Below are 22661 nucleotides of genomic sequence, written 5' to 3' on the forward strand. Positions count from 1 at the left end.
ACATTATTTCTGTGGGGGACATCAGTACACCAAGACTCTGCTTATTGCACCAGACTGGTAATCCGCTTCTTCTTCCAAGCAAGCCAGTAATACGAGTAAACCAAAATCATGCTGACGATAAACGCCGCCGGGTACCCCAGCCAAATGCCGCGGATGCCAAGACTCGTATGATAGGAAAGAAAATAAGCGACTGGCACCTCAACGCACCAAATCGAGATCACGCTGAAAATCATCGGCCACAGCACAACGCCGCTCGCGCGCATCGCTGCCGAAATAATCTGTGCATGGCCAAAAATCAGATAGCTCCACAGCGTAATCATCAAAAGCTGATGCGCGATATCTAGCGTTTCCGGGCTCGTAATGAACAAGGACAAAATATTTTTCGAGAAAATGTAAATCGGGATCATCAGTATCACGCCGATCACATAATTGAGGACGATGCCGGCACGGATGACCTCCTTCAAACGCTCCGTCTGCTTGGCTCCTATAGACTGTGCTGCAAGGACGGATACCGTCATGCCCAGGCTGATCGCCGGCATCTGGACGTAGCTCACGACCTGGTTAACCGATCCGTACGCAGCGGTGGCACTCGACCCAAAACGGTTCACGAACACGATTACGGCAATTTCGGACAGGGACACGAGAATCATGCTAACGCTGGACGGAATGCCCAGCCGGAGCAGCAGCTTCAGCATCTCCTTGTTCATGCGCAAATGCCTGCGGACCGACGCATCCAGACGGAGCGGGCTTTTCTTCCAATGCGTGTACATCAGCAGCAGAACAACCGTAATGACGGTCGAAATCAGATTGGCATACGCCGCTCCATAAATACCGCATTCCGGCAGTCCAAGCCATCCGAAAATCAGGACGGGCAAGAAAATAAGATTCAGCACCGTGCTGACGATCAGCGAGTAAAAAGGTGTCTTGGAGTCCCCGATTCCCCGCATAAACGTGGTATAGACCATATACAGAAACATGACCGGCAAGCTCCAGAACATAATGCGCGCATAGTTCACCGTAACTTCCATAATGTTGGCCGGGGTACCGACCATGCGCAGAATATCTTCCGTAAAAATACCGCCAACCACTGCAAGCACAACCCCGAGCAGGAAGGTAAAAGTCAGCGTCGTCCCAACGATGGTCTTCAGCTTTTCCTCATTTCTCGCTCCATACGCCTGACCAATCAGAATAGCACTGCCTGAACCGATTCCGATCACAAACGACACCAGCAGGAAAAAGAGAGGAAAAAAAGCGGAAAGCGCCGCGAGTGCGTCCACACCGATCCAGCGTCCGACAACAATCGCGCCAGCTAGCTGGCCGATGGATTGCAGGACATTGCTCAGAATGAGCGGAATCAGAAAAGCGATCATCGCACGGTATACACCGGGCTGGGTCTGAGAATTCAGCTGGGCCGCAGCGTCAGGCCTTCGGTTCTCCGCCGCATGCCCGGCGGCTTGCTGTGACGAGTTCATGGAAACATCTCCTTTTATCCTATAAATGGAACGATGGAAAAGGTAAAGCACCTCATGTGCAGCAGCATGGATCGTATAGGCGACACAATACCTCTCGGTTCGATTTATATAGACAATTTTATTTTTGTTTATATTTTACTTAGACAGTATATTGTAATGTTTATTAATTATCAACAGAAATTATAAAATAGATCACAAAAAGAGATGTTTATCCTCAGCTATTCCGCATCATTTAATGCAAAAAAGCCCGCTTGTTTCCAAGCGGACTTTCTAATTATCGATCTCATTATTTATATTAAATGGAGTCTATGATGCCGCGCGCAATCCAGACGCCTGCTGCACCTGCCTGGGCGAGACCACGGGTGATGCCCGCGCCGTCACCGCCGCAGTAAAGTCCGCGGATTTCCGTCTCCAGCGACTCCGTCAGCTTCGGCCGGGCTGAGTAGAACTTCGCCTCTACGCCATAAAACAGCGTATGCTCCGAGGCAATCCCCGGCGTCACATGATCCAGCGCCTGCATCATCTCGGCAAGGCTTTTCATCGTATTGTAAGGCAGTACGAGCCCTAGATCCCCAGGCACAGCTTCCTTCAACGTCGGCTCAAGAAAGCCCTCGCGGATCCGCGCTTCCGTGGAGCGTCTGCCGCGAAGGATGTCCCCGTACTTCTGTACGATGATGCCTCCATTCGACAGATCATTGGCTCGTTTGCATATCTCGCGCGCATATTCATTAGGCTTGTCGAAAGGCTCCGTGAACTTATGCGAGACCAGCAGGGCAAAGTTCGTATTGGATGAGCCAAGCGCCGGGTCCTTGAAGGAATGGCCGTTGGCAGCCATCGCTCCCGTATGGTTTTCCACAACGACATGACCCGAAGGATTGCTGCAAAAGGTTCTAACGCGGGTTCCCACAGAAGTATTGAAAATAAACTTCCCCTCGTACAGATGCTCGTTGATTTCCTGCATGACTACATCCGAGGTTTCCACGCGAACCCCTACATCCACCTGGTTGTTGTACATTTTCAGGCGGCGCTTCTTAAGAATTGAGGTGAGCCAGCCTGAGCCGTCCCGGCCGGGTGCGATCATCACGCGGTCCGCTTCGTAGGACTCCCCATTTTTCAGGACGATGCCGTGTACGGTGTGCGTACTGCCGTCTTTGGTCGTCACAATATCCTCGACTTCCGCCTTGAACATCATATCGATGCGGGTTTTCAAATATTCATATATGGATTTCAGGATCTCCAGATTCTGCTCGGTTCCGAGATGGCGCACCTGCGCCCGCAGCAGCTTAAGTCCGGCAGCGTAGCCGCGCTGCTCAATTCCGCGGATGACATCCGTTGTCGGGTCCGTAATGTTCGTCGTCGCCCCATGCTCCAGATTAAGAGCATCCACATAGCGGATCAGATCGATCACCTTGGAAGGCGATAAATAGTCTGTCAGCCAGCCGCCAAATTCGGTCGTAATGTTGAACTTGCCGTCACTGTATGCGCCCGCGCCCCCAAAGCCAGCCGTAATCGAGCATGCAGGCATGCATCCGGCAAATTCCTTCCGGCCTCCGGCAGGCGGACAAAGCTTGATTTTGTCCTCGAGAATCGGACAGCTGCGGCGGTAAATATCATGCCCTTTATCCACCAGCAGCACCTTCAGATGCGGCGCCTTCAGCGCAAATTCATAACAAGCGAAAATACCGGCCGGACCAGCTCCAACAACAATGACATCATATTTATTCATCATGACCCTCCTGATCGTAGTGATGTAAGTTTGGACAAAAAAAATCCCTAGCCAGTAGAACAGGTATGCCAAAAGCAACCTATTCGTAGCCAGAGATTTACGGTCTCTTGTAGAAACCCTCAAACCATATCAATGAGGATATACGAACAATTACCATCATATAATCAACAACAGAAGTAAGTTTACCGAATAAACACGAATGTGTCAACAAGATTTTAATTTATAATTCGTTTTTAGTTAATTAAATAATAGATAATCTAGATCCGAAGCTCATTTCATCGCCAAAATCCGAACATTAACAAACTCCCGCAGCCTTTAGATTTTCTTTTCATGCTAAATCGTATTGAAAAATATCCCCACCTTGTTTACGATGAATGCGTTACCAAAAACCGTACCGCTTTCTATCGCGGAAATTCCCACAGGAGGTATTCCAAGTGATCAAACGAATCGGGCATCTGGCATTTGACGTGGCTGATATGGAGCAGTCCCTGAACTTTTACTGCGGCGTTCTCGGCTTCAAAAAGGCATTTTCCATCGAAGATGATCAAGGCAATCCCTGGATTGAGTACATTAAGGTAACCGAGGGCCAGTTTATCGAGCTCTTTTACGGCGGTCAAAATAAGCCGCAGCGCGCAGAGCATCCGATCGGCTTCTCCCATCTGTGCCTTGAAGTCGACAGCATCAAAGAAATCGCTGCACATTTGAAAAAATGCGGCGTGACGCTGGATGTGGAGCCTTTACAGGGCAAAGACCATAACTGGCAGTGCTGGGCCAAGGACCCTGACGGCAACCGGATTGAATTCATGGAGCTGCATCCGGATTCACCGCAGATGAAAGCGTAGGATACACAAAATAACCCCACAAAGTGGAGACTTTGCTTCGAAGCTGATTCAGGTACTTTGCGGGGGGCCCAGGAAATAATAAATTCTAATAGATTAAAAAAGAGTGTCCCTCTCCGTTTTCCGGATGAAGGCCACTCTTTTTCACTTAAAACTATTAAAGACGATTATTTCCCGGTACCCTGTGTACCGCTTGTACCACTTTCTTGTGTCCCGTTTCCGCTCACCGTACCGCCAGCTGTGGTGTTCTGCGCCCCATCCTGCGTGCTGTCCGCCGAAGGCGTCGTCTTGCCGAGCTGATCCTCAGGTATGATCGTATAAGGCACGTTATCCACGAGCACCTTATCCACCTTGGTCAAATCAAGCTTCTTGATGAGCTTGAGCGTCACCGTGCTGGTATAGGCTTCCGCTCCATCAACGCCAGAGGCTGCGCCGTCATTGATACCACTGCTGTCCGCACCGGTTGTGCCGGTAACCGCAGTATCATTTGCTGCAGCAGTTCCATCCGAAGCTGTGCCATCCGTGGCCTGGGCTCCTGCTATATCACTGGTATCAGCGGTATTCGCCGTTCCGGTGCTGCCAGCTGAACCGTCTGCGGCCCCACTTCCATTTGTCCCCGAAGCGGTATCCGTTCCTGTTCCCGTACCTAAGCCCGTGCCCTGATCCTGAACCGAATCTGCTGCACACTTATAAACAAACTGCGGCGTAGGGATTTCCAAAATAATATTGCCGTCTTTCCCCGTGACCGTCACTTCATTCGCCTTAAAATCACGGCAGGATACCGGCTGTTTGAAGTGGAACGTCAGCTGTGTCACTCGGGTCTTGTCAGCATTTTTCAGCGTCTTGGACGTCAGTACCGGCACTTCCTTCACGACTTCCGGCTCTGCCGGCGGCGTATCGGTTGTAGACGGCTTCGTCGCCTCGACCGGCGGTTTTGGCGTTTCTTTGGCAAATCCGCCGTTTGCCTTCATAACCAGCAGCATGCCTCCGATCACCACGATCGCCAGCATCAGCACGGAACTAAGTCTGAGCACCCTCGGGTTGCCGCGCAGAAACTTGATTAGCGGTGAAGCGAGCTCGCTTTTCACTTTAGCATAGACCGGCTTCAGCGCAGGAGCGGCGGTATCGAAGTATTTGCGGACATTGTCTTTATTTTTGAACGCGGCAGGATCATTATTTTTAAAATAGTTCACGATCGCTGTCGCATAAGCCGGCACAAGACCGCGCGGACGCACAAAGGCATGCTGCGACGCCGACCACTGGATAAATTCATACACCGTTTCGGGATTCGGTGCATGCTTGTGCAGGAATTCCATGAGTCCGTTGTAATCTACCGCTTCCGTTTCGACATCATAGCAGAAGGCCAGCGTAATGCTCTCAAAATGGGACGGGGTGACTTCCTTGCGAAGCCAGTTCTGTCCTAGCTGCTGCACCTCATCTCGTTCGGCCGGGGAAAGACCCTTCAGTATGGAAAGCTCAGGATGCGGACTCGAGAACCACTGGTGCGCAGCCAGCATCACTTCCCCTTTGGAGCGTGTACGCGTATCAAACCGGGATATCCAGGAGCGGAACTCCTTCGGATTGCTCAGGAAACTGATCTGAAGCAGCTGCTCTTGGGTCAGCTTATCCAACTGGATATCCTTCAAGAGGAACAGGTTGGCGGCGTACATCAGCTTGTCCACGAACAGCGAACCTCCCGCCACCAGAGCGAAGCCATGCTGTGGATCCAGATCCAGCTCATCCAACTGGTCCAGCATCTGATTAACTGCCTTGACCGGCTCAGCTTCTTTGCGGAGCTTGTCCATCAGCTGTGCTTCCGCGAGCTTGGTGAAGAACTCGCTTTCCAGCACAACCGGATGGGAAACAGTCCAACTGTGCAGCAGATCGGCCAGATCCCGCGCCCTCGGCGCTTTCTTCATCCGGTTCTCGATGTATGGATTAAACAGCAGCTTCGGAAGTCCTGGACTGGCCAGCACTTTGCCGAAAAAGGCCCGGCTCAGCTCCGGATCGCTATCGATCATCGCATAAATAGCCGAAAGCAGATCCTTCTGGTTCTTGGAGATCGCATTATTGAGCGTCCGGATAAAATACTCGACGATCTTCCGTCCGCTGTGCTTCTTGTCAATCCGGTAGTAGTCCTTGATGCATTCCATGACCTCAGGCTCCTGAATCTCGCCCTGTTTGACATGATCAAACTCCAGATCAAAGCTCGCCAAAAAGAGATCATTCAGGCGCATCTTGGCAGCAAGAGCCCCGGCGGGCGCCAAATAATCCAGCATGCTGCGCAGCACCGTCAGCTTATTCTGCTCATACAGCTTTACGTTGCCTTCTTCCATTTGAAACAGCACCGCAAACTCATGATAGCTGGCAATCGCAATCTGACGGATCGGCTCCATGTCCTTGAGCATGTGGGCTGCGAACTGGTAAAAGCGCTCCGCCCGCTCCGGATTGCCAAGGGTTTCCCATGCAAAGTCCAGATACGGCTGGTCACTCCAGTCCAGATCTGCATTAAACACACGGCCTGAAACCAGCTCAAACAGAAAATCCTTCTCGATGCTGCGGTCATTCAGGCGCAGGCTGCCCTTCTCGACGAACATGATTTGGATGCCCTTTTTGCTTTGCGGTTCTTTGGCATAGGTCAGGAAACCAAGCTGTCGCCGTATTCCGTAGGGAAGGCTGGCAAACAGCAGCGCAAGCAGCTCCTTGGCCTTGTCGGACAGCTGCTCGATTTCCACATCAAGCACAATATATACTTTTTTCTTACCGGCTACGGATGCCATGGCCGCAAACAGAAGCTGTTTGAATACCTGCTCATCAATCTTCAGCTCCTGCAGCAGACTCAGCGCCTGCTCACGGTTCATACTGCCGCCGCGGTCCTTGGATGGAATTGCAGTCAGCTCCGGAAGCTCCATTCCCTGCTCGATATCATACTTTTCAGCGAAAGCGGCATGCAGCCAAGCGCGGTAATCCGTCTCAGGCGATTCTTGGTATCCGGCAGGAATGACATAGTTATGAGTAAAAAAGGCGCTGCGCAGCCCGGTAAAATCCGCCGGCTGGTACACGCTCCGGCCCACAATCGTTTCGCCGGTCTCCGTATGGATCACATGTAGGGCATCCGGGTACTCCTGCCCTTCCTTTTCGGTGCGTGCCATAAGCTCTGCCGGAGCATCATATTGGCAGAACGGGTGCAGCACTTTTTTGATGTAAGAAGGATCCAGTCCCGATGAACGCGCAATCGTGTCGAAGCCTTCTGTAGAACGGAAGATGCCGTGCCGCTCACGCGTATACATTTGCTGCTGGACCTTGTTTGGGGTCAACATCACATTTCGTCTCTCCCCTCAATATACTTCAGCTTATACATCAGCCAGATAAACGGCTCATCGACGCGGATCGGGCTGACGACGGACTGCATTTTCTGGTTAACCGGATTACTGCCAAGCGCAGACACCGCGAAATAAGCTGTATTGGAAAAATACACATCCATCGTGCCTTTAAACGGACGGTCCACCTTTTCGATGAAGCGGCGGATTTCGCCGTCGATATTTTCAAACTCCGTCAAATCCAGCGTTTTCCGGTGCACCATATTGTTAAACACGTTGCTGTTGGATTTGATATACTCGCCGTCCTCATCCTTTAGGGAGTGCAGCATATCGCTCTTGGTCAGCACAACGGCGGTCGGGATGTCGGTTTTCCCCTTATCCTCATAAGCGATAAAGTCACCGAACATCGTCAGCACCACATCACGCGGTTCATCATACTGCGACACCCACTCGCCCGGCTCATCCCCCATTTGAATGCGGATTTTGTCGCGGATGGAGCGGATTTGCAGCGGATCAACCATGAACAGGATGCCCGCGGAGTTCTTGATATGCTGGCCATGCAGGCCAAGGTAATCCTCATCGACCATCCCCTCACCGGCGACATCGAAAAACACCAGCGTCAGCGGCGGTTTGGTCTCGTCCTTGAATACGAACTGGAAAATAAAAGGCTCCTGCATCCGTTCCTTCTGCGTCGAAGCGAGCAGATCGCCCCGCTCAAACAGCGGCTCCTCGTACATCGTACGGAATTTGCGGCTGATCTCCGCGTTCAGCGGCATGCAGGCCGCATTGAAATGGTCTGCTGTTGAATGCTGAAGCGTATGGATCAGCGAGGTCATATACACTGATTTGCCTACCTGCGAGGCGCCGATGATGGAAATGATATTGCTTGGTACCTTGCCGGAAGTGACCGGTAGCTCGTTATGGCATTTCGGGCACAAACGGTGGCGCGTGACCACACCGTAGCGGTCATTAAGACCGACCAGCACATGATCGGAGTAGATATGATGCTCCTCGGGAATATCGCCCGGGCGCAAAATGGCTTCCATGTCGTACACCGAGTCAAGGCCAAAGCGCTCACGGTATCGGTTCAGCGCCTCGTCTTCCTGCAGCGCGTAATCCTCATCGTCTTCGCGACTGTGCGCCGCGCGGAATACGACCTCGTCCGGTGCGAATTTGCTGAAGCAGTACGGACACACAATATCGTAAAAAAGCGGCCTTGGCTCGGCGATCGGTTTCTTTTTGAATATATCAAAAATGCCCATAGGTTTCTTTCTTCCCCCTTTAGCTGGTGGGTGTTGCATAGTAGCCGCTGCGGGGACGGATCGTTCTTCCGATCGCTGTTGTCTCCAAATTTCTTTGATTATAACTTTCAAAATTGTAGAAATTCGGAGACAAAGGCGACCGCTATCGCTTCTTCAGATCGATTCCGTCCCCTCCGCTACTCTATGCATTTGATTGTAGTATCTTTGAAACGAGTTATTAGAACAAACTCGTTAACAATATTTGAGCCAACTCACAGATGAATTATTTAACAAATACTTCCTAGCTACTAAGTTATACTTCCAAAGAGGAAAAACCTCTCACTTATACTCCAAATTCACTCAGCAAGATACTCCGGTGCCCTCCTTAGACCAACCCTTCGAGCCATCTTAGAGCAGCATTCCAATCCCCTTAACTAACGCTGATTCAATTCTTACGAATCAGCCAAGTCCTCTTTCGAGATACCAAGCGGAATGTAAATTCCCGAAGAGTTTACGTGCTTCCTTTGAAATCGTGTTATTTCCTCTCAGTTCATTCCGATAACACGATTTCAACAGAAGCCGGAGGGAAGTTACATGGAGCGCCCAACAGTGATCGGAAGAATGATCCGCATTCGGAGCGATGCAATCCGATAACGCGATTTCAACAGAAGCAACGCTCACTCCGGCACCAACTCATACACCTGCCCGTACCTTTTCCCGTCGGTGAAAAACAGCCTCACATAATCGTTTTTACCCACTTCGATCACGGGCAGCACATTCCGTCCCGCTTCAAAGTCCGTTACAAAAGGGTACAGCGTGCCGTCGTCTTTGTTCGCCGGGTAGCTGCCTTCCTTTTTCACGTAGCAAAGCGCTTCTTTCGGAACGGGAATCTCCGTCGTAACTTTGATCTGTACCGACTTATACTTCTGGAACAAGCCACTCTTCTGCCTTATAGAGAACCACACCTTGGCTTTGCCGGTACTGAATTCCTTCCGGTTCTGCCCGTCATGCTGGCGGATCAGCGCCGGGCCGTCCTCCGTCTCGGTGGACGCATATATGGTATATACGACTCTGCCGACACCGTCGATCCGGTCGTGGTAGCCGTTACTGGCTTTGTATTCATTCCGGGTATACAGCTTCAGCCGGCTCATATCAGGCCTTTTCGTATCCGGCATCGGCTCTTCCCCTGCCATGCTGCGCTCAATGTAGACCGCCGCTATATCCTCCGGCCAGCGCCAGCGGAGCGTACAGCGGTCTCCATCCAGCTGATGGGTCACACCGCGAATGAGCAGTGAGCTGATATCCGCATCGATGAACCTCATCTTTCATTCGCCTCCCGCATTAAAATCCTCTGCTGCTGTTATTCTTAGATCGCCCCGCATATCCGGTCTGCGAACGTCCGGCAGAACCGGGGCGCTGCAGTCCGCTCTCAAGCTTGCCGTTCTCCTTCACCGGTATAACAGCCGTGAACAGTGCAAGCACACCCGCGAGCACCAGGCAGGATAGCAGGCGGATCATCGTATCACTCCAGCCATCGCCGGATAATCCGAACTCCAGCAGCAAGCCTGCAAGCAGTCCGGAAACCACGCCGCCGGCCCCAAAGCTGCGGGCCAGGTAGCGGTTGTCGAAGATCAGCCCCAGCGACAGGCCAATGGCTGCGCCGATCAGGCTCAGTGACGCCACGCGGAGGATCAGATAGACCATGCTGTCCTGCTCCGGTCCCGTCCGCTCGGTTACAAGCGTGCGCTCGCCTACATCATTGTAGATTTTCTGGAACACCAGCGACAAATCTCCAGCATTCTGCACATCGTAGTATTGGCCGCCCGTTTCCTGGGCGATGGACTTCAGTAGGCTCGATCCGTCAGACTGCACCAGACTGAGACCAATCGTATTGACTTGAACATGTTTTTGCTTATACTGCGCAAGCGCCGAATTCAGGTCTACATCACTGACGCCGTCAGAGAGCAGAACAACCATCGTTCCGCGTCCTGCATCGCCTTGGTCCTGAATATGCTTCATGGTGTCGGACAAGGCCAGACTGATATTGGTACCGCCATCGGTGGCTTCCAGTGCATCAATCTCAGCCGCGACTTTGTCCTTGGCCGCCTGATCCTTGACCTGTATAAAAGGCTGCAGCAAATCCGTTTGGTCATTAAAAGCCATCACAGCCACCCGGTTATCGCTGTCCATCCGGTTAATCATGTCCTTGGCAGCCGTATAACGCGCATTATCCGGGTCGTTCTGCTGCATGCTGCCTGAATTATCGATGACCAGTACAATATCCTTGATCGGCTTCGATCCCCCGGCATTGATTTCATAAACGAACTCCAGTGCCAGACCCACGACGAACAACATCACGAGCGTGGCCGGCACCAGCAGTTTCCATGAGGTGCCCGTGTAGCGCTGTCTCCAGGAGGGACCATTCAGCCGCGGCGATATGATCTCCGCAGCCAGGCATCCCAGCCCGATAAACAAGGCGAGCAAGCCGAAATACAGACCGATCACAACGATCCATGGCCAGTCGCCGCCCCACCTGTCCAGAATGACTTCCGAGGCAGCAAAGCCGACGGCACCACCAATCAGGCTGAAGAGCAGCAGGAGTAAATTCAATTTTCGCTGCATATGACATGCTTCCTTTCCATAGTGGGATAGGAGCTAACTACCTTAGCTCCAGCAGCCGTTCGGTCTCGATGCCGTGAAATTCGTAGCCGTTCTGGACGTATGTTTCGTAGTAGACCCTGCCATTGCGGTAATACATCAGGTCCTCGAGATGGAATCCGCCCATGATGTTCAGCTTCTCCACGCCGCTGCTGCGCTTCTCATGCACGACACCCAGCTTGTAGATACGCGAGGTTTCGTCGGCGGCGGAAGCATAACGGATAAACTCGCTCTCCCCATCGCCAAAGAAATATTTCTCTTCGTAGCGGTGTTCCTGCGTGTATTCCAAAAGGCGGACATTGATAACCGCATGTTCTTCCAGTGTCCGGTACAGCTTCTTGAACAGCTCTTCCTTGGACAAAACCTGCTTGTTGTTATAATCCGTCGTAACATTCGCGCGGTTCAGCAGTTCTTCCTCAAAGGTCTGATCGAAAGCATCCGACTCCAGAAGCTCGTTCCGACATACTTCTATGAGCCGCTCCAGCATACCCTGCCGGCCTTCATCCATAAGTTCTACGAAGCTCCCCATGAACCGTTCCTCGAAAAAGGCACCTTCCCCGCGCCGGGATTCCAGATCACTCATCCATTCCTCCGTGACCACCCCGTAGTATTCCATAATATTCTGACCGATGTAATCGTCAGCTGCCCGGATACTTGCCCGGGCCGCATCCAGAAGCGTTCCCTGCAGCTCCGTAAGCTCCAGCGCTTTACGCTTATACTCCTGATGAATCCGCGCAAGCTCAGCCTCATAACGGCGATACAGCTTCAGCTCCGTTTCGATTAGAAGAAGCTCAAGCTTCCGCTGATACACCGTTTCGAAAAAGTAACGGATAAAGCTGCGGACATTATGCTTCTCCATGAGCGGCCGTTTCGAAAAAGGCTGCTCCTCTACCCGCTCCTCATAATAACCCGCCAGCTGTAATTTCTCGGAATCCAGATGTCCTGAGAGATCACGGATGCGGCTCTGCACCGCTTCGAGCACGCTGCCTGTGCCGTTTTTCTCGTCGGTCCATGCCGCAACTCCAAAAATACCCACACCTGAAGGTTCGCCGATACGACGACGGATCCATGAGCGCAGCTCCCCGCCGGTTTCCAGCTGCTGCAACCTGCGCATGGCTTCCTGAACGTAATTACCTTGGAAGTAAGCCTCGCAGCCTCCGGCAAACAGCGCCTCCTCCGCTTCCCGCAGCGTCATGCGCTTAAGGGAGGCATAGCTTACCGGATGTGTCATCATCCCGGTCATTTCCGCGATTTTTCCGCTGTCCGGTACAAGCCTCGCAGCACGCTCCGACACGGAAGCCGGGTCTAGGCCGAAGAAGGACAGCTTCTCCTTCATCCCCCAGTCCGGCAGCCTCTTCATCCGCTGCAGAAGTCCGCTGTAAAAGTGATGCAGCACCGCAAGGGCAATCGATTCATTCGGACGTTTGACGCGGGAGAATCCGGCCGATACGTACCCCTGACGCCCGGATTCGGTCATGATGTTATTTTTGAAGGAGGTGTTGTTGTACCCTCCGGTGTTCATGTCGTAATGGCTTTCCTTCTGCTTGCGGTTCTTCAGCAGGCTGAGATGGCAGATAATTTCATAGTTGCCCTGCATCCCGTAGGCAGTGGAAATGCCGCGCTCATTTTTGTCGGATAACACATATACCAAATCAAACAACGGGGCAGGCTGATGCGTCACCGGGATGGACAAGCCGTCCTCCGTGACATGCAGCTTCGCCGAGAAGCTGTAGTCCTGGCTTTGCATGAGCTCAAGCTCTCTCAAAAAAGCAACTCCCGCCGAGCTGCCGTATCCGAATGCCTCCATCTGATCCCGCTCGCTAATCAACACATACAGATCCATCTGCACCGATTTGAAGGACTGGCTGAAGATCGACTGCGCCAGCAGCGAAATTTCCGGTATGAACACATTAAGCGGGTCGTCGACCCGCGTAATGACAGAGAGATGAATACGGTCAAACGACGAATACAGCCGTCCGTAATCCGCTATGTTGTAGCTGAGCTGCCGCAGCGCCCGGTTCAAGCCGTAGAGCTGCTCCTCATCCTGATAGAAGGAATGATACAGCTCCTTGCGCAGCGTCTTGGAATCACTTCCGCCCGGAGCTGAATTCAGCACGAACTGGCTGAGGCGCTTGCCGGCTTCTCCGGAGCGCGGTTGCCTCGCAGCTCCAGAACCTGAAGCCGCCTGATCTGCCGCGCCTGTTCCGACGTGAAAATACATGACGCCGGCACTGTTATCCCATTTTTTATGGTTGATGCTCATCATGGGTTCGATCGCACCCGCCGACTTGTCGCCGATGAAGAGAAACACGGCCGGGTAATGGATGCTGCTCTGATCATCCCCTTTGCCCGACAGCTTATCCTGATCGGCGGCATAACCTGCTGCGTACCGCTCCAATAATTGGTCCATCTTATTTCAACCTTCTGCGAATGTCATTTAATTTAGAAGAAACCTGCTTATAGAACTGATGGCGTTCTTCGCCGTCAGCCAGCTCTACCTTCTCATATTCCAAACGGTCACGTGCATCGAGGAAAGCCTCCGCAAGCTCTTCCAGCTTGGTAAGCAGTGGCGAAATATCCTCGGATGCCGTCAACTCGTTATCGCGGCGGGAGGCTTTGCGGAGCAGCGTGCTCCGGCTTTTCTCATCGAGTTCACGGAAGTGCTTGTAGACCTCATATTCCACGTAGTTGACGCTCTTCATGAGATTGGCAAACGGCTCCCATGCTTCTTCCTCAGGATCACGGTCATACACGTACAGTGCGCCTTTTTTGCAGATCGTGCCGGTGTACATCGCTTCGATAAAGTGATCCAGCCACTTTTCTTCGTCCTGATACTGGTTGATGACCTGTTCCAGCTCCTGCAGCTTGGACGCAATTGCCTGATATTTCGCCAGCTCGGCACGCATGCGCGTAATCTGCTCCGGTGAACGGATCAGATTTTCCTTGGCCAGCTCCCCGCTAATGCTGCCGAAGATATCCTTCGTGCTTTCTTTTTCAAGACCACCATCAAGCAGGCGCTTCAGTTCGGTTGCGGCACGCTTCACCTCGCCGAGGTTCGGCTTGGCTACGCTCAGCTGCATATCATAGGCACGCAAAACATTGTTCAAGTCGAACGGCTTCGTATAGATGACTGCATAGCGGTTGCTTGTATTTTGATCGATATCCTTCTCTACGATGATCTTGTAGCCGATCGCTTGCTCGAATTCCGCACGGACACGGGCATTGTAGCTTTGCACCCGCGGGTTGACATAGGTTTCGCCCCAGGATTTTTCCGGAATCGGCGAAGGCAGATATGTCCAGTTGGAACGGTCGGTCTGCACCAGGTGGCGCCCGATGCCTTCCTTGTCCAGAATCGTGCGCTCGTAGCTTTCTTCAAACACCTTCAGTGGCGTATACACGAAGAGCGGCACCCCGTTTTTCGTGTTAAGCCAGAAAATCCGGTTCTTCACTTCGCTTTCCTTCACCGTAAAATGGGACTTGCCAACGGAGTTGTTCTGGTAGTTGCGAATCCCCTTCAGGATGCTCGGTGCCTGCACAGGCACGGATACGAAGCCCCAGGAAGGGAAGTACAGATTACCCGCACTGTTGCTCAAATGGAATACCGGAACGGCTTCGTCATCCAGCTTGCTCGCGATGTTCCGCTCCACGAACTTCTCAATGGACTCCTCTTGGCCGAACTTCATCACCAGGAAATCCTCCATGGATTTCGTGATCAAGTCGCCGAATTTTTCGGTTAGGAAGTCGGAAATGGAGCTAACGATGTCGATCTCCTGCTCCTTGATCCACTGGTTGGAATGCCGCAGCAGCTCCTGGGCAAAATCGCGGATAAGATCCTCCACGTCCTTTTGCTCCATCATTTTGTTGATGACCTTGGAAATGTCCGGCACGCTGACGATGTTCCAGTAGTACGTTTTATTGCCCTTGTGATCCTGCTGCTCTTCGCCGCTCAGGAGGATGTCCCCGTTTTTGGCAAAAATCGCATTCAGTGCGTTAAGAATTTCAGTATATACGTTATAAATGCGGTTGTTTTCCTGGTTCAAAAGATCATACAGATCCTCGTAGAACTCGATCATCTGCTCGGTGCGCTCCACATCCGCCATCAGCCAGTATTCATTGATTTTGGCTTCAATGTAGACGTTCTTCTTCTTGTCCTTCGATACAAAAGCGCTCTTCGCATCGCCAAGACGGTCATTCGCCTGCTCTCTCGCCGCCTCAATGTCACGCGGGATGCGGGTCAGGTTCTCGCGCAGCGTCTCGATGTAGGACAGCAGCATTTTCAGGAGGCAGAAGCCTTTTTCCGTATACAGGAGGCGCGATACATAGAATGGCCCTTGCTCCGGATGCAGGAAGATGCGGCGGATCTGGTCGCTGAACTGCTCCACGATTTCGCCTGGCAGCTGCTTCTTCGCCTTGATGTATTCCTCGCGGGCACGGGCCAGGAAATTCTGTTCCAGCTCCGTGTCCATGTTGATGACCTGATTTTTCACCACGTTGGTGTAGCTCAGACGCTCGCTGTTCTGGTAGCCAGGCAGCGGCTCTGGCACGCGGGATTCGAACGTCTTCATCATCGTGTCGAGATCGATGCCCAGCTTGCGGGCGAACTTCTCCACATCCTCTTGGCTTGGCGCCTTCTCGAACATCGTTTCCATTTTGCCGAACAAGCGGTACGCCAGGTAGGTCGTCATTTCTTCAATCGGCAGCACCGCGGAGGATGCACCGATAATGTTGTAATCATAGTTGGCCGGATACGCCTTGTTCATCTGTGCGATATTCGTCCGGATGTTGCTGATATAGTCGTGGATGGCGAATTCTTCACCCGACTGCTTTTCCTCGCTGGCCATGAAGTTCGTAATATTCTCTGCGGTTACGTTCATGCAGTAGTCGTACGCATTTTCCAGTAGCTTGCCCTCAGTATTCGTCGCCGAGATCAGATGGCATAAATTAAACGGAGGCAGCGGCGAGTTTACGGTCAGGATGTTGCCGTACTGCTGCTTGAAGCGCTCGCTCCGGGCATCGACGTTCATCCAGTAGTCAAGCTCTTTCAGCGCCGCATAGCCGTTTTTCTTAATGTATTCGCGCGTATGCTCGCTCAGACTCTTGTTCGACAGATTCACATCCGGCGTAAACAGGTAGCCGAGCGTATTGACGCGGTCAATCCCTGCCGAGCCGTGGTCGCGCTCGATAATGCCGCGCACGATATAGGCAATGTCCAGGAAGCAGCCGCTGCCCGTACCGCCTGACAGACCCGTTAGCAAGAACACCATCAGCTTTTTGTTCGTGCCGACGGACAGGGTTTTGATTTTTTTATCGATGGCTTGCACCACCTGATTGATCTTCGTGAACAGAAGCAGACGTCCTGCCTGGCGTACACCGGCAGCGCCGTTCATGCCGTCGGTGATGCTGAGCTCCGGAGACAGCCAGTCTGTAACGTACGGTTCTAAAATGCTGCGGTTTTGCAGCAGACCGCCGATTTCGGCGTTCGAAAGAAGAACGAACTCGTTGATAGAGTCTAAACCTACGCCTTTGTAACGTTTGTTCTTATCCTGCTCGTTGGTTTCGAAAGCCAGAAATTCCACGTTAGCCGGCTTCTCCATTTTCTTCTTGGAAAGCGGGTCCTCCGGCAGCTTGAAGCGGCGGTTGATCTGGTATTTCAGGCGCAGCAGCGCATCAATACCCGTACCTCCAAGACCAATGATGAGAATCGGGTTATCGATCGTATCGACGCGAATCTTCTCGCTTACGATCCCTCCGCCCAGTGATACATCAAGCTGCTGAATATGTTCTCTTACTATCGGTTTCATCGTTTCCCCTCCTGAGAATATCTCTAGGTTCTTATATCCGAATGTTAGTGCAGCACTTAAACCAAATATTCAATCAATATCGTCTTATCCACCTGCGGCAGCGATACGCTGAGACGGTCGCCGCTTTTCAGCTCAGCTCCGAGGGATGCATCCACCGCACGGCCCGATTTTTCGATCATGCAGGCTGAGACGTTTTTGAGCATCAAACGGTCATTTTTGCCTGGCGTAAAGATCACTTTATCCGTTTCTTTCAGCTCTGGCGCCAGTTGGAGCAGCTGATGCAGGTTGAACTTGCCTTTGAAGGCCGTCAGTTTTTTGTACTGCGGGTACGTTTTTTCACCGCTATTCTCGTCGCGGATTTCCACCACCATCTGGCCAACAAAACCTTTGTTAGCTTTCCGGACCGCCCCAAGAATAAAGTAAGCTCCGGCGGCCACAGCGGCCAAGGCAATAACACCAATCACTACGGGCCATATTGGAAAAGGTTTCTTTTCGTCTTTCGGGGCTGCGGGTGTTTGAGAACTTCCGGAGCCGCCGGCGTTCGCGCTGATGGTCACCGGCTTCGTTTCCCGGTAGAAGCTTTGATCCTCGACACGAACCTTCAGCTCGTATGCATGCTTCTCCTCAACAGTGTAGGAGCCTTCAAAGTGATCTCCCTTGTTAGTGAGCTTCACTTCATTCGTATCGCCAGAATCCAGATCCTTGACGATCAATTTCGCGCTCATATTATTGTAAAGCCCATTATTCTGCAGCTTCTGGCCATTGCTGACGAGATAGGCGTTGATGTCGATCGTATCGCCTTTCTTGACGGTCGTCGACTTTAGCGGAGCCATGTCCAGCTCGAGATCATAGTTAAAGATCAAATTGATGTCGATTTTATCCTTCGGAACGCCCTTCACTTGCAGTTTCCAATCCCCCTGCTCCGGATTCAGGAGCTTAATCAGGGAGTAGGAATTCGATTGAGAGCGCAGAATGTTCGCAGACGGAATCGGCTGGTTTTTGCCTGATGGGTCGATTAGTTTTACATCCACCGGCTTGCTCGACATCAGTGAGATATTGGCTTCCTTTACATTCGCATTCGGCACGTGGATCGTCACTTCCTGGTAGCTTCCATTCGCCGTAATCGAGCTCACCGGCACGATCTTCAGCTTTTGGTGGCTTGCGAATATTTCACTCAGGATTTGCGGCAGATCATCCGCTGAGCTGGTCGAAAAGGATTTGCCTCCCGTCTGGTCCGATAACTGGGCCAGAGCATCCTTATTCAGCTTGCCATCGGCATTCAGGCCGATCGTATAAATCGGGATGCCTGCGGCTTTCGCCTCCTGCACCGACTGATTAAGCTCCTGATCGGACTGCGCTTGGGTTCTGCCCGACTTCGGATCAAGTGAGTTGTTGCCGTCCGCCAGGACGACGATCATCGGCTCATGGCCTTTTTCGGCACCCTGTTTCAGCACCTTGACCGCTTCCTTGACGCCTACGGAAATATCCGTGTACGATCCACGGTCGAGCCCATCAATAAATTGCTTCAAATCCTCCTTGTCCGCTTCGGACTGAATTTCCAGCAGCGCCTTCTCCCGCTGGATTTTATCGGTATACGAGACGATGCCGACCTTATCACCCTGCGTGGAGAGCATATCAATGAACATTTTCATCGCTTCGCCGCTGATTCGGTTCGGATCACTGGCCTTCATCGAGTTACTTGCGTCCATGACCAATACGGCATCGATATGGGAGGACTGCTGCGCAGCCGCAGCTGATGCCCACTGGCCGCTTACCGGTAGAATCAACAGAACAACCAGCAGAAGACAGAGTGCTATTTTATTTTTATGAAGCATAGAATTTCGATACTCCCTCTCTATTAAATTGAACTGATTTTTTCATAAGCTTTCATTACACTGTAGGAAAAAAGTCTTAAGAAATTCTTAAGAAACGAAAAAAATTTCATCAAAGACGCGGTTTTAACTATAACCAGTTGAAAAGCTAAAGCTCCCTCAGGCTATCTAGAAACTCCCAATACTTTTATATTATGATATAATTAAAGCTAGCAAAGTTCAATAATCGCAGCCTCCGAGCGCCTTATAGGAAATAAGGCCTAGATTATGTTTTCATCCATTCGAAACTCCAGAAAGGAACTACGGAATATGATTGCATACGGATGCCTCGGCATTTTGTTTCTATTTATAATCATAAAAATTGCCGTTTATTTTAATAGGCAGAAGAAAGCACCTACGCCAGAGGATCTTGATGACACCCTCCTGATCATTTCCAATCCGAGGGGTGATCACACAACATGAACAAGAAAAAACCGGTGCGCCTGCGCCCCTATTATAAGACAAGATATGCCTATGAAAAGTTAAGAGTTTGCAAACACTGCCGCTCTTTTACCGTGCTTTGGGAAGATAAATGCGCGAGCTGCGGCAAACATACGCTGATTCCCGTCATGGATCAGGCCCGGATCAACGCCAAGCGTTCCATGCAAAACGAGCGGCTGGTCGCCCTACTAATCACGCTCGCGGCCGTCCTGTTCAGCCAAACCTTCCTGCAGATTGTACTGTGCCTGCTTGGGGGACTCGCCTTAACCGTACTTCTCTGGTGGTTTCAGCGGAGAATGCTGGAGACCGAGACGAGACGGCAGCTCGATAAGCTGCTGCGAAGCAGCGAACGGCGCATTATCGAAGGGATCTACATGAACCTCACGACCGCTTCCGCCGCCATCAAGGATGACGAGCAGCTCGGCTATGAAATATTGCGGGAAATCGCCACGATCGTGCACAATGACCGGATCCGTCTGCAGCAGATCATGCTGCTCCAATCGTTCATACTCCGCAAAGACATGGAGCTGGAACTGGATTCGCTGATGCTGGACCGATTCGAGCCCGCCCTGGCGGAATATATTGGCGAGCTGGCCAAGGTCAAACGCGAGCTTATCAAGAACAAAGCGATCCGGTACGTACTGCTGCACGAAAGAGAAATCCTCCGCATGAAGGGCGGCCCCGGAATCATGGCTGCGGTAGCAGGAGCTGCTGTACGGATGAAGAAATACGTGGATACTTATCCTGATTTCATTCTCCGTTATGCCCGTCAGCTTCCCAAGGAACGTTATCTTCGGCTGTATCAGCTGGTACGTCGCAATCCGAATCAATCCTGGAACGGTCTACGTGAAGAGGTCTCAGCCATATATAACGAAAAATACCGCTGGGATCCCGAATTTCAAAACTGGGAATAAGGTATGTGTCCAATTTTATTAAAAAGGCCATAAATATATGACGATAAAACTTGCGCTAACCCTGCGTATTTTCTCTTTTTATTTTATATCAGCATCTGAGTTCAATGTAACGAATTGGAAACAGCCCGCTCTTGAAGAGAGCGGGCTGTTTGTGTAATAAAGGAAAAATGGGATTCAGAGCGGATAACGCCAAAAGAAATTAGTTTTCCTTATTAAGGTTTAATATAATGAATAAATTCACACATGAAGACTACATCAGATTAATGATCTGGACCTTCTGTTGCTGTAAGTATTCTATAATGTCCGGAAGCAGCTCCACCGTTTCCTTGGATTCATGCAAGAGAATCACCGATCCCCTTGTTTTGGAATGTTCGATGTAACTCAGAACTTTCTGCGGGTTTTTCTTGAATTTCCAATCTTCGGGATCGCGGTTCCACATCGTAATTTTCATGTTAGCGTATTCAACAATTTCTTTGGTTTGGGCGTTCATGGAACCGTAAGGCGGCCTAAACAGAACCACCGGTTTTGAAGTGATACTCTCTATAAGCCTGTTGTTGCCCAGAATTTCCGCTTGCTGCTCTGCCAATGACAGCTTCTGAAGATTAGCATGCGACATGGAATGATTGCCGATTGAAAACCCATGCTCCCCCACGTATTTTACCGATTCAGGGAATTTCTTCACTTGTGTTCCTACGAAAAAAAACGTCCCTCCAACATGATAATCCGTTAATATATCGACAATGTCTTTGGTATATTTGGATGGTCCGTCATCAAAGGTGATTGCGACAAAATCCTTCGGAACACTGTAGTTGATCATTTTATCCAGGCTGACAGCCGCAGGCAATGCCTTTTCCTTATGAAGAGGAACAGGCGGCGTTGCAGATAATGCCAAAGCCGCTGGCTGCGTCCATTTTTCCGTTTCTATTTTATCCGATGAGACAGCTGGCGGCTCTTGAGATACCTTCGAGGCCGTCGCTGTGTCCGTATTGGCCAGCACATTTCCATTAATCAGCGAGAATCCCGTAGAAGAAAGATAAACCAATAACGTTATGATGAGGAGAGACGCTGTCAGATTTATGAATACCTTCTTACTCATTTTAACCCTAGGTTTGGTTATAGCTTGCTCCTCAAGATCGCAATCGTTTTCCCCATCATACGTTTCGTTTAAGAAAGAAGATAAACTCTTTATTTCGCTGATACGGTCTATTTTTTTGAGGGCTGACAACTGCTCTGCGAATGGTTCAGAACAAGCAAATTTCATCCTCCTGCTGGTGTCCCGGTTATATCGGGTGATTTGACCATAGCACTGTTGATCAATGACATTTCGTTCGCTCAGGAGAGTTAATCTATATTTTGCATCTGTACTTTCCGCTTCATCTATTACATGACGGATATTGATAGCTGTAAAAGAATCAACATCCCATTTTAATGCGACCCGCTCTTCATAAACAAATTCCACGTTCATAAAATAAGTCCCAGATCCGTTTTCTTCAACGGACAGGATTTCAAGCCACTTTGTCAAATAGGATTGCTGCACGGTTCCCCCTCCTCTTTTCGCTTCTAAAAAATGCTGTTTATTCCGAAGGAGGGGTTAACGAAAAATTCATGCGTGCAGTGAAATCCGAAATCGTCTGCAGCAGATGATTCTTTTCTTCCAGAACTTTTTGGTACTGGCTTTCAACCTTCTGGTTCTCACTTTCCAAATCCCGGATTCTCTCTTCCAGTTCCTTTGCCTTTTTCATGCTTTCGTATTGGTAATGAGAAAACTCATCATTTAATTTGACGTACTTATTCCGTTCCTTCTCGAGCTGGTACTTCAAATTTTCGATTCCGGAGTTTGAGGAGTTCTGATACTCTTTATAATCTTCAAGAAGCTGATCATAGCTCATCTGTTTATGGGTCAGCTTGTCTTCCAAACTTCTGAATTCCTTCTCTTTTTCAAGAATGAAATGTTCCTTTTTGCTAAGCTCATTTTTGAGGCGGTTGATCGACTCGTTAGCATTTTGGAGCTGCTGCTCGTTATCCTTGATTTTAAAAGAAGCCAGCTGGCGGTCATTCAGCAGATTCTCGACGGCAACGACGAGGTCCAGAGCGACTTTATCTTGTTCCAGCAGCGAAAAATCCGCTTCATGAGAGCCCTGAAGGGACTCCACTTCATCCGTTTCCATTTCACCTTGGCTATCAAGCGGTGCGGCGGCTGGTGACCCTGTACGGGCATTTAATATATTTTTAAGCCATCCTCTTGTTTTATTAGTCGGGTTAGGTTTGTCTAACATGATATATATCTCCTCAATGATCAATTTAATATGTAGAATAATTTATAATATTTAATGTTCATTCGAAAAAATGCTATATCCTTTTATTATCGGTATTTATTT

Annotated in this window: 13 protein-coding genes and 1 riboswitch; of the genes, 2 read left to right on the forward strand and 11 right to left on the reverse strand. The window is 50.7% G+C overall.

Features of this window, described 5'->3' with window-relative positions:
- Window positions 1-41 precede the first annotated feature (41 nt).
- Window positions 42-1370, reverse strand: a complete 1329-nt coding sequence (locus MUG84_RS09835; protein WP_244724938.1) for an MATE family efflux transporter — start codon at window positions 1368-1370, stop codon at window positions 42-44.
- Between the two features lie 397 nt (window positions 1371-1767).
- Window positions 1768-3198: an NAD(P)/FAD-dependent oxidoreductase gene (locus MUG84_RS09840; protein ID WP_244724944.1), complete on the reverse strand. Its 1431-nt coding sequence runs from the start codon at window positions 3196-3198 to the stop codon at window positions 1768-1770.
- Between the two features lie 66 nt (window positions 3199-3264).
- Window positions 3265-3364, reverse strand: a riboswitch (purine riboswitch).
- 268 nt (window positions 3365-3632) lie between these two features.
- Between MUG84_RS09840 and MUG84_RS09845 the strand changes: the two genes are divergently transcribed.
- Window positions 3633-4040 carry a VOC family protein gene (locus tag MUG84_RS09845; protein WP_244724497.1) on the forward strand — a complete coding sequence of 136 codons (408 nt, stop codon included), beginning with the start codon at window positions 3633-3635 and terminating at the stop codon, window positions 4038-4040.
- Window positions 4041-4204: 164 nt separating this feature from the next.
- Here the strand turns inward: MUG84_RS09845 and MUG84_RS09850 are convergent, their stop codons facing one another.
- The 7 genes from MUG84_RS09850 to MUG84_RS09880 all read right to left on the reverse strand — a co-directional run bounded on the left by MUG84_RS09850 (window position 4205) and on the right by MUG84_RS09880 (window position 18892).
- A complete protein-coding gene (locus tag MUG84_RS09850; RefSeq protein WP_244724946.1) occupies window positions 4205-7357 on the reverse strand; it encodes a GAP1-N2 domain-containing protein in 3153 nt (1050 codons plus the stop codon).
- A complete protein-coding gene (locus tag MUG84_RS09855) occupies window positions 7357-8619 on the reverse strand; it encodes a hypothetical protein (RefSeq protein ID WP_244724499.1) in 1263 nt (420 codons plus the stop codon). The genes MUG84_RS09850 and MUG84_RS09855 overlap by 1 nt, the downstream gene beginning before the upstream one ends.
- A 656-nt stretch (window positions 8620-9275) precedes the next feature.
- Window positions 9276-9920 (reverse strand): beta-mannanase, encoded by a 645-nt coding sequence (locus MUG84_RS09860; RefSeq protein ID WP_244724501.1) that lies wholly within the window; start codon window positions 9918-9920, stop codon window positions 9276-9278.
- 19 nt (window positions 9921-9939) lie between these two features.
- Entirely contained in the window at window positions 9940-11220 is a 1281-nt protein-coding gene (locus tag MUG84_RS09865; protein WP_244724503.1) for a vWA domain-containing protein, read from the reverse strand.
- 37 nt (window positions 11221-11257) lie between these two features.
- Window positions 11258-13666, reverse strand: coding sequence for a transcription initiation factor TFIID (locus MUG84_RS09870; RefSeq protein WP_244724506.1), 2409 nt, complete (start codon window positions 13664-13666; stop codon window positions 11258-11260).
- Between the two features lies 1 nt (window position 13667).
- Window positions 13668-17057: a tubulin-like doman-containing protein gene (locus MUG84_RS09875; protein ID WP_244724509.1), complete on the reverse strand. Its 3390-nt coding sequence runs from the start codon at window positions 17055-17057 to the stop codon at window positions 13668-13670.
- Between the two features lie 56 nt (window positions 17058-17113).
- The gene (locus tag MUG84_RS09880) at window positions 17114-18892 is read right to left on the reverse strand and encodes a vWA domain-containing protein (protein ID WP_244724512.1); all 1779 of its coding nucleotides are present in this window, start codon (window positions 18890-18892) and stop codon (window positions 17114-17116) included.
- A 455-nt stretch (window positions 18893-19347) separates the two neighbouring features.
- Between MUG84_RS09880 and MUG84_RS09885 the strand changes: the two genes are divergently transcribed.
- The gene (locus tag MUG84_RS09885; protein ID WP_244724515.1) at window positions 19348-20283 is read left to right on the forward strand and encodes a hypothetical protein; all 936 of its coding nucleotides are present in this window, start codon (window positions 19348-19350) and stop codon (window positions 20281-20283) included.
- Between the two features lie 250 nt (window positions 20284-20533).
- On the opposite strand, the gene MUG84_RS27465 is transcribed toward MUG84_RS09885, so the two are convergent.
- Both MUG84_RS27465 and MUG84_RS09895 read right to left on the reverse strand, forming a co-directional pair.
- Entirely contained in the window at window positions 20534-21820 is a 1287-nt protein-coding gene (locus MUG84_RS27465; protein ID WP_244724518.1) for a polysaccharide deacetylase family protein, read from the reverse strand.
- 37 nt (window positions 21821-21857) lie between these two features.
- Window positions 21858-22559: an AAA family ATPase gene (locus tag MUG84_RS09895; protein WP_244724523.1), complete on the reverse strand. Its 702-nt coding sequence runs from the start codon at window positions 22557-22559 to the stop codon at window positions 21858-21860.
- Between the last annotated feature and the right edge of the window lie 102 nt (window positions 22560-22661).

Source organism: Paenibacillus mangrovi (genome assembly GCF_022898935.1).
In the GTDB taxonomy this organism is placed as follows: domain Bacteria; phylum Bacillota; class Bacilli; order Paenibacillales; family Paenibacillaceae; genus Paenibacillus_AQ; species Paenibacillus_AQ mangrovi.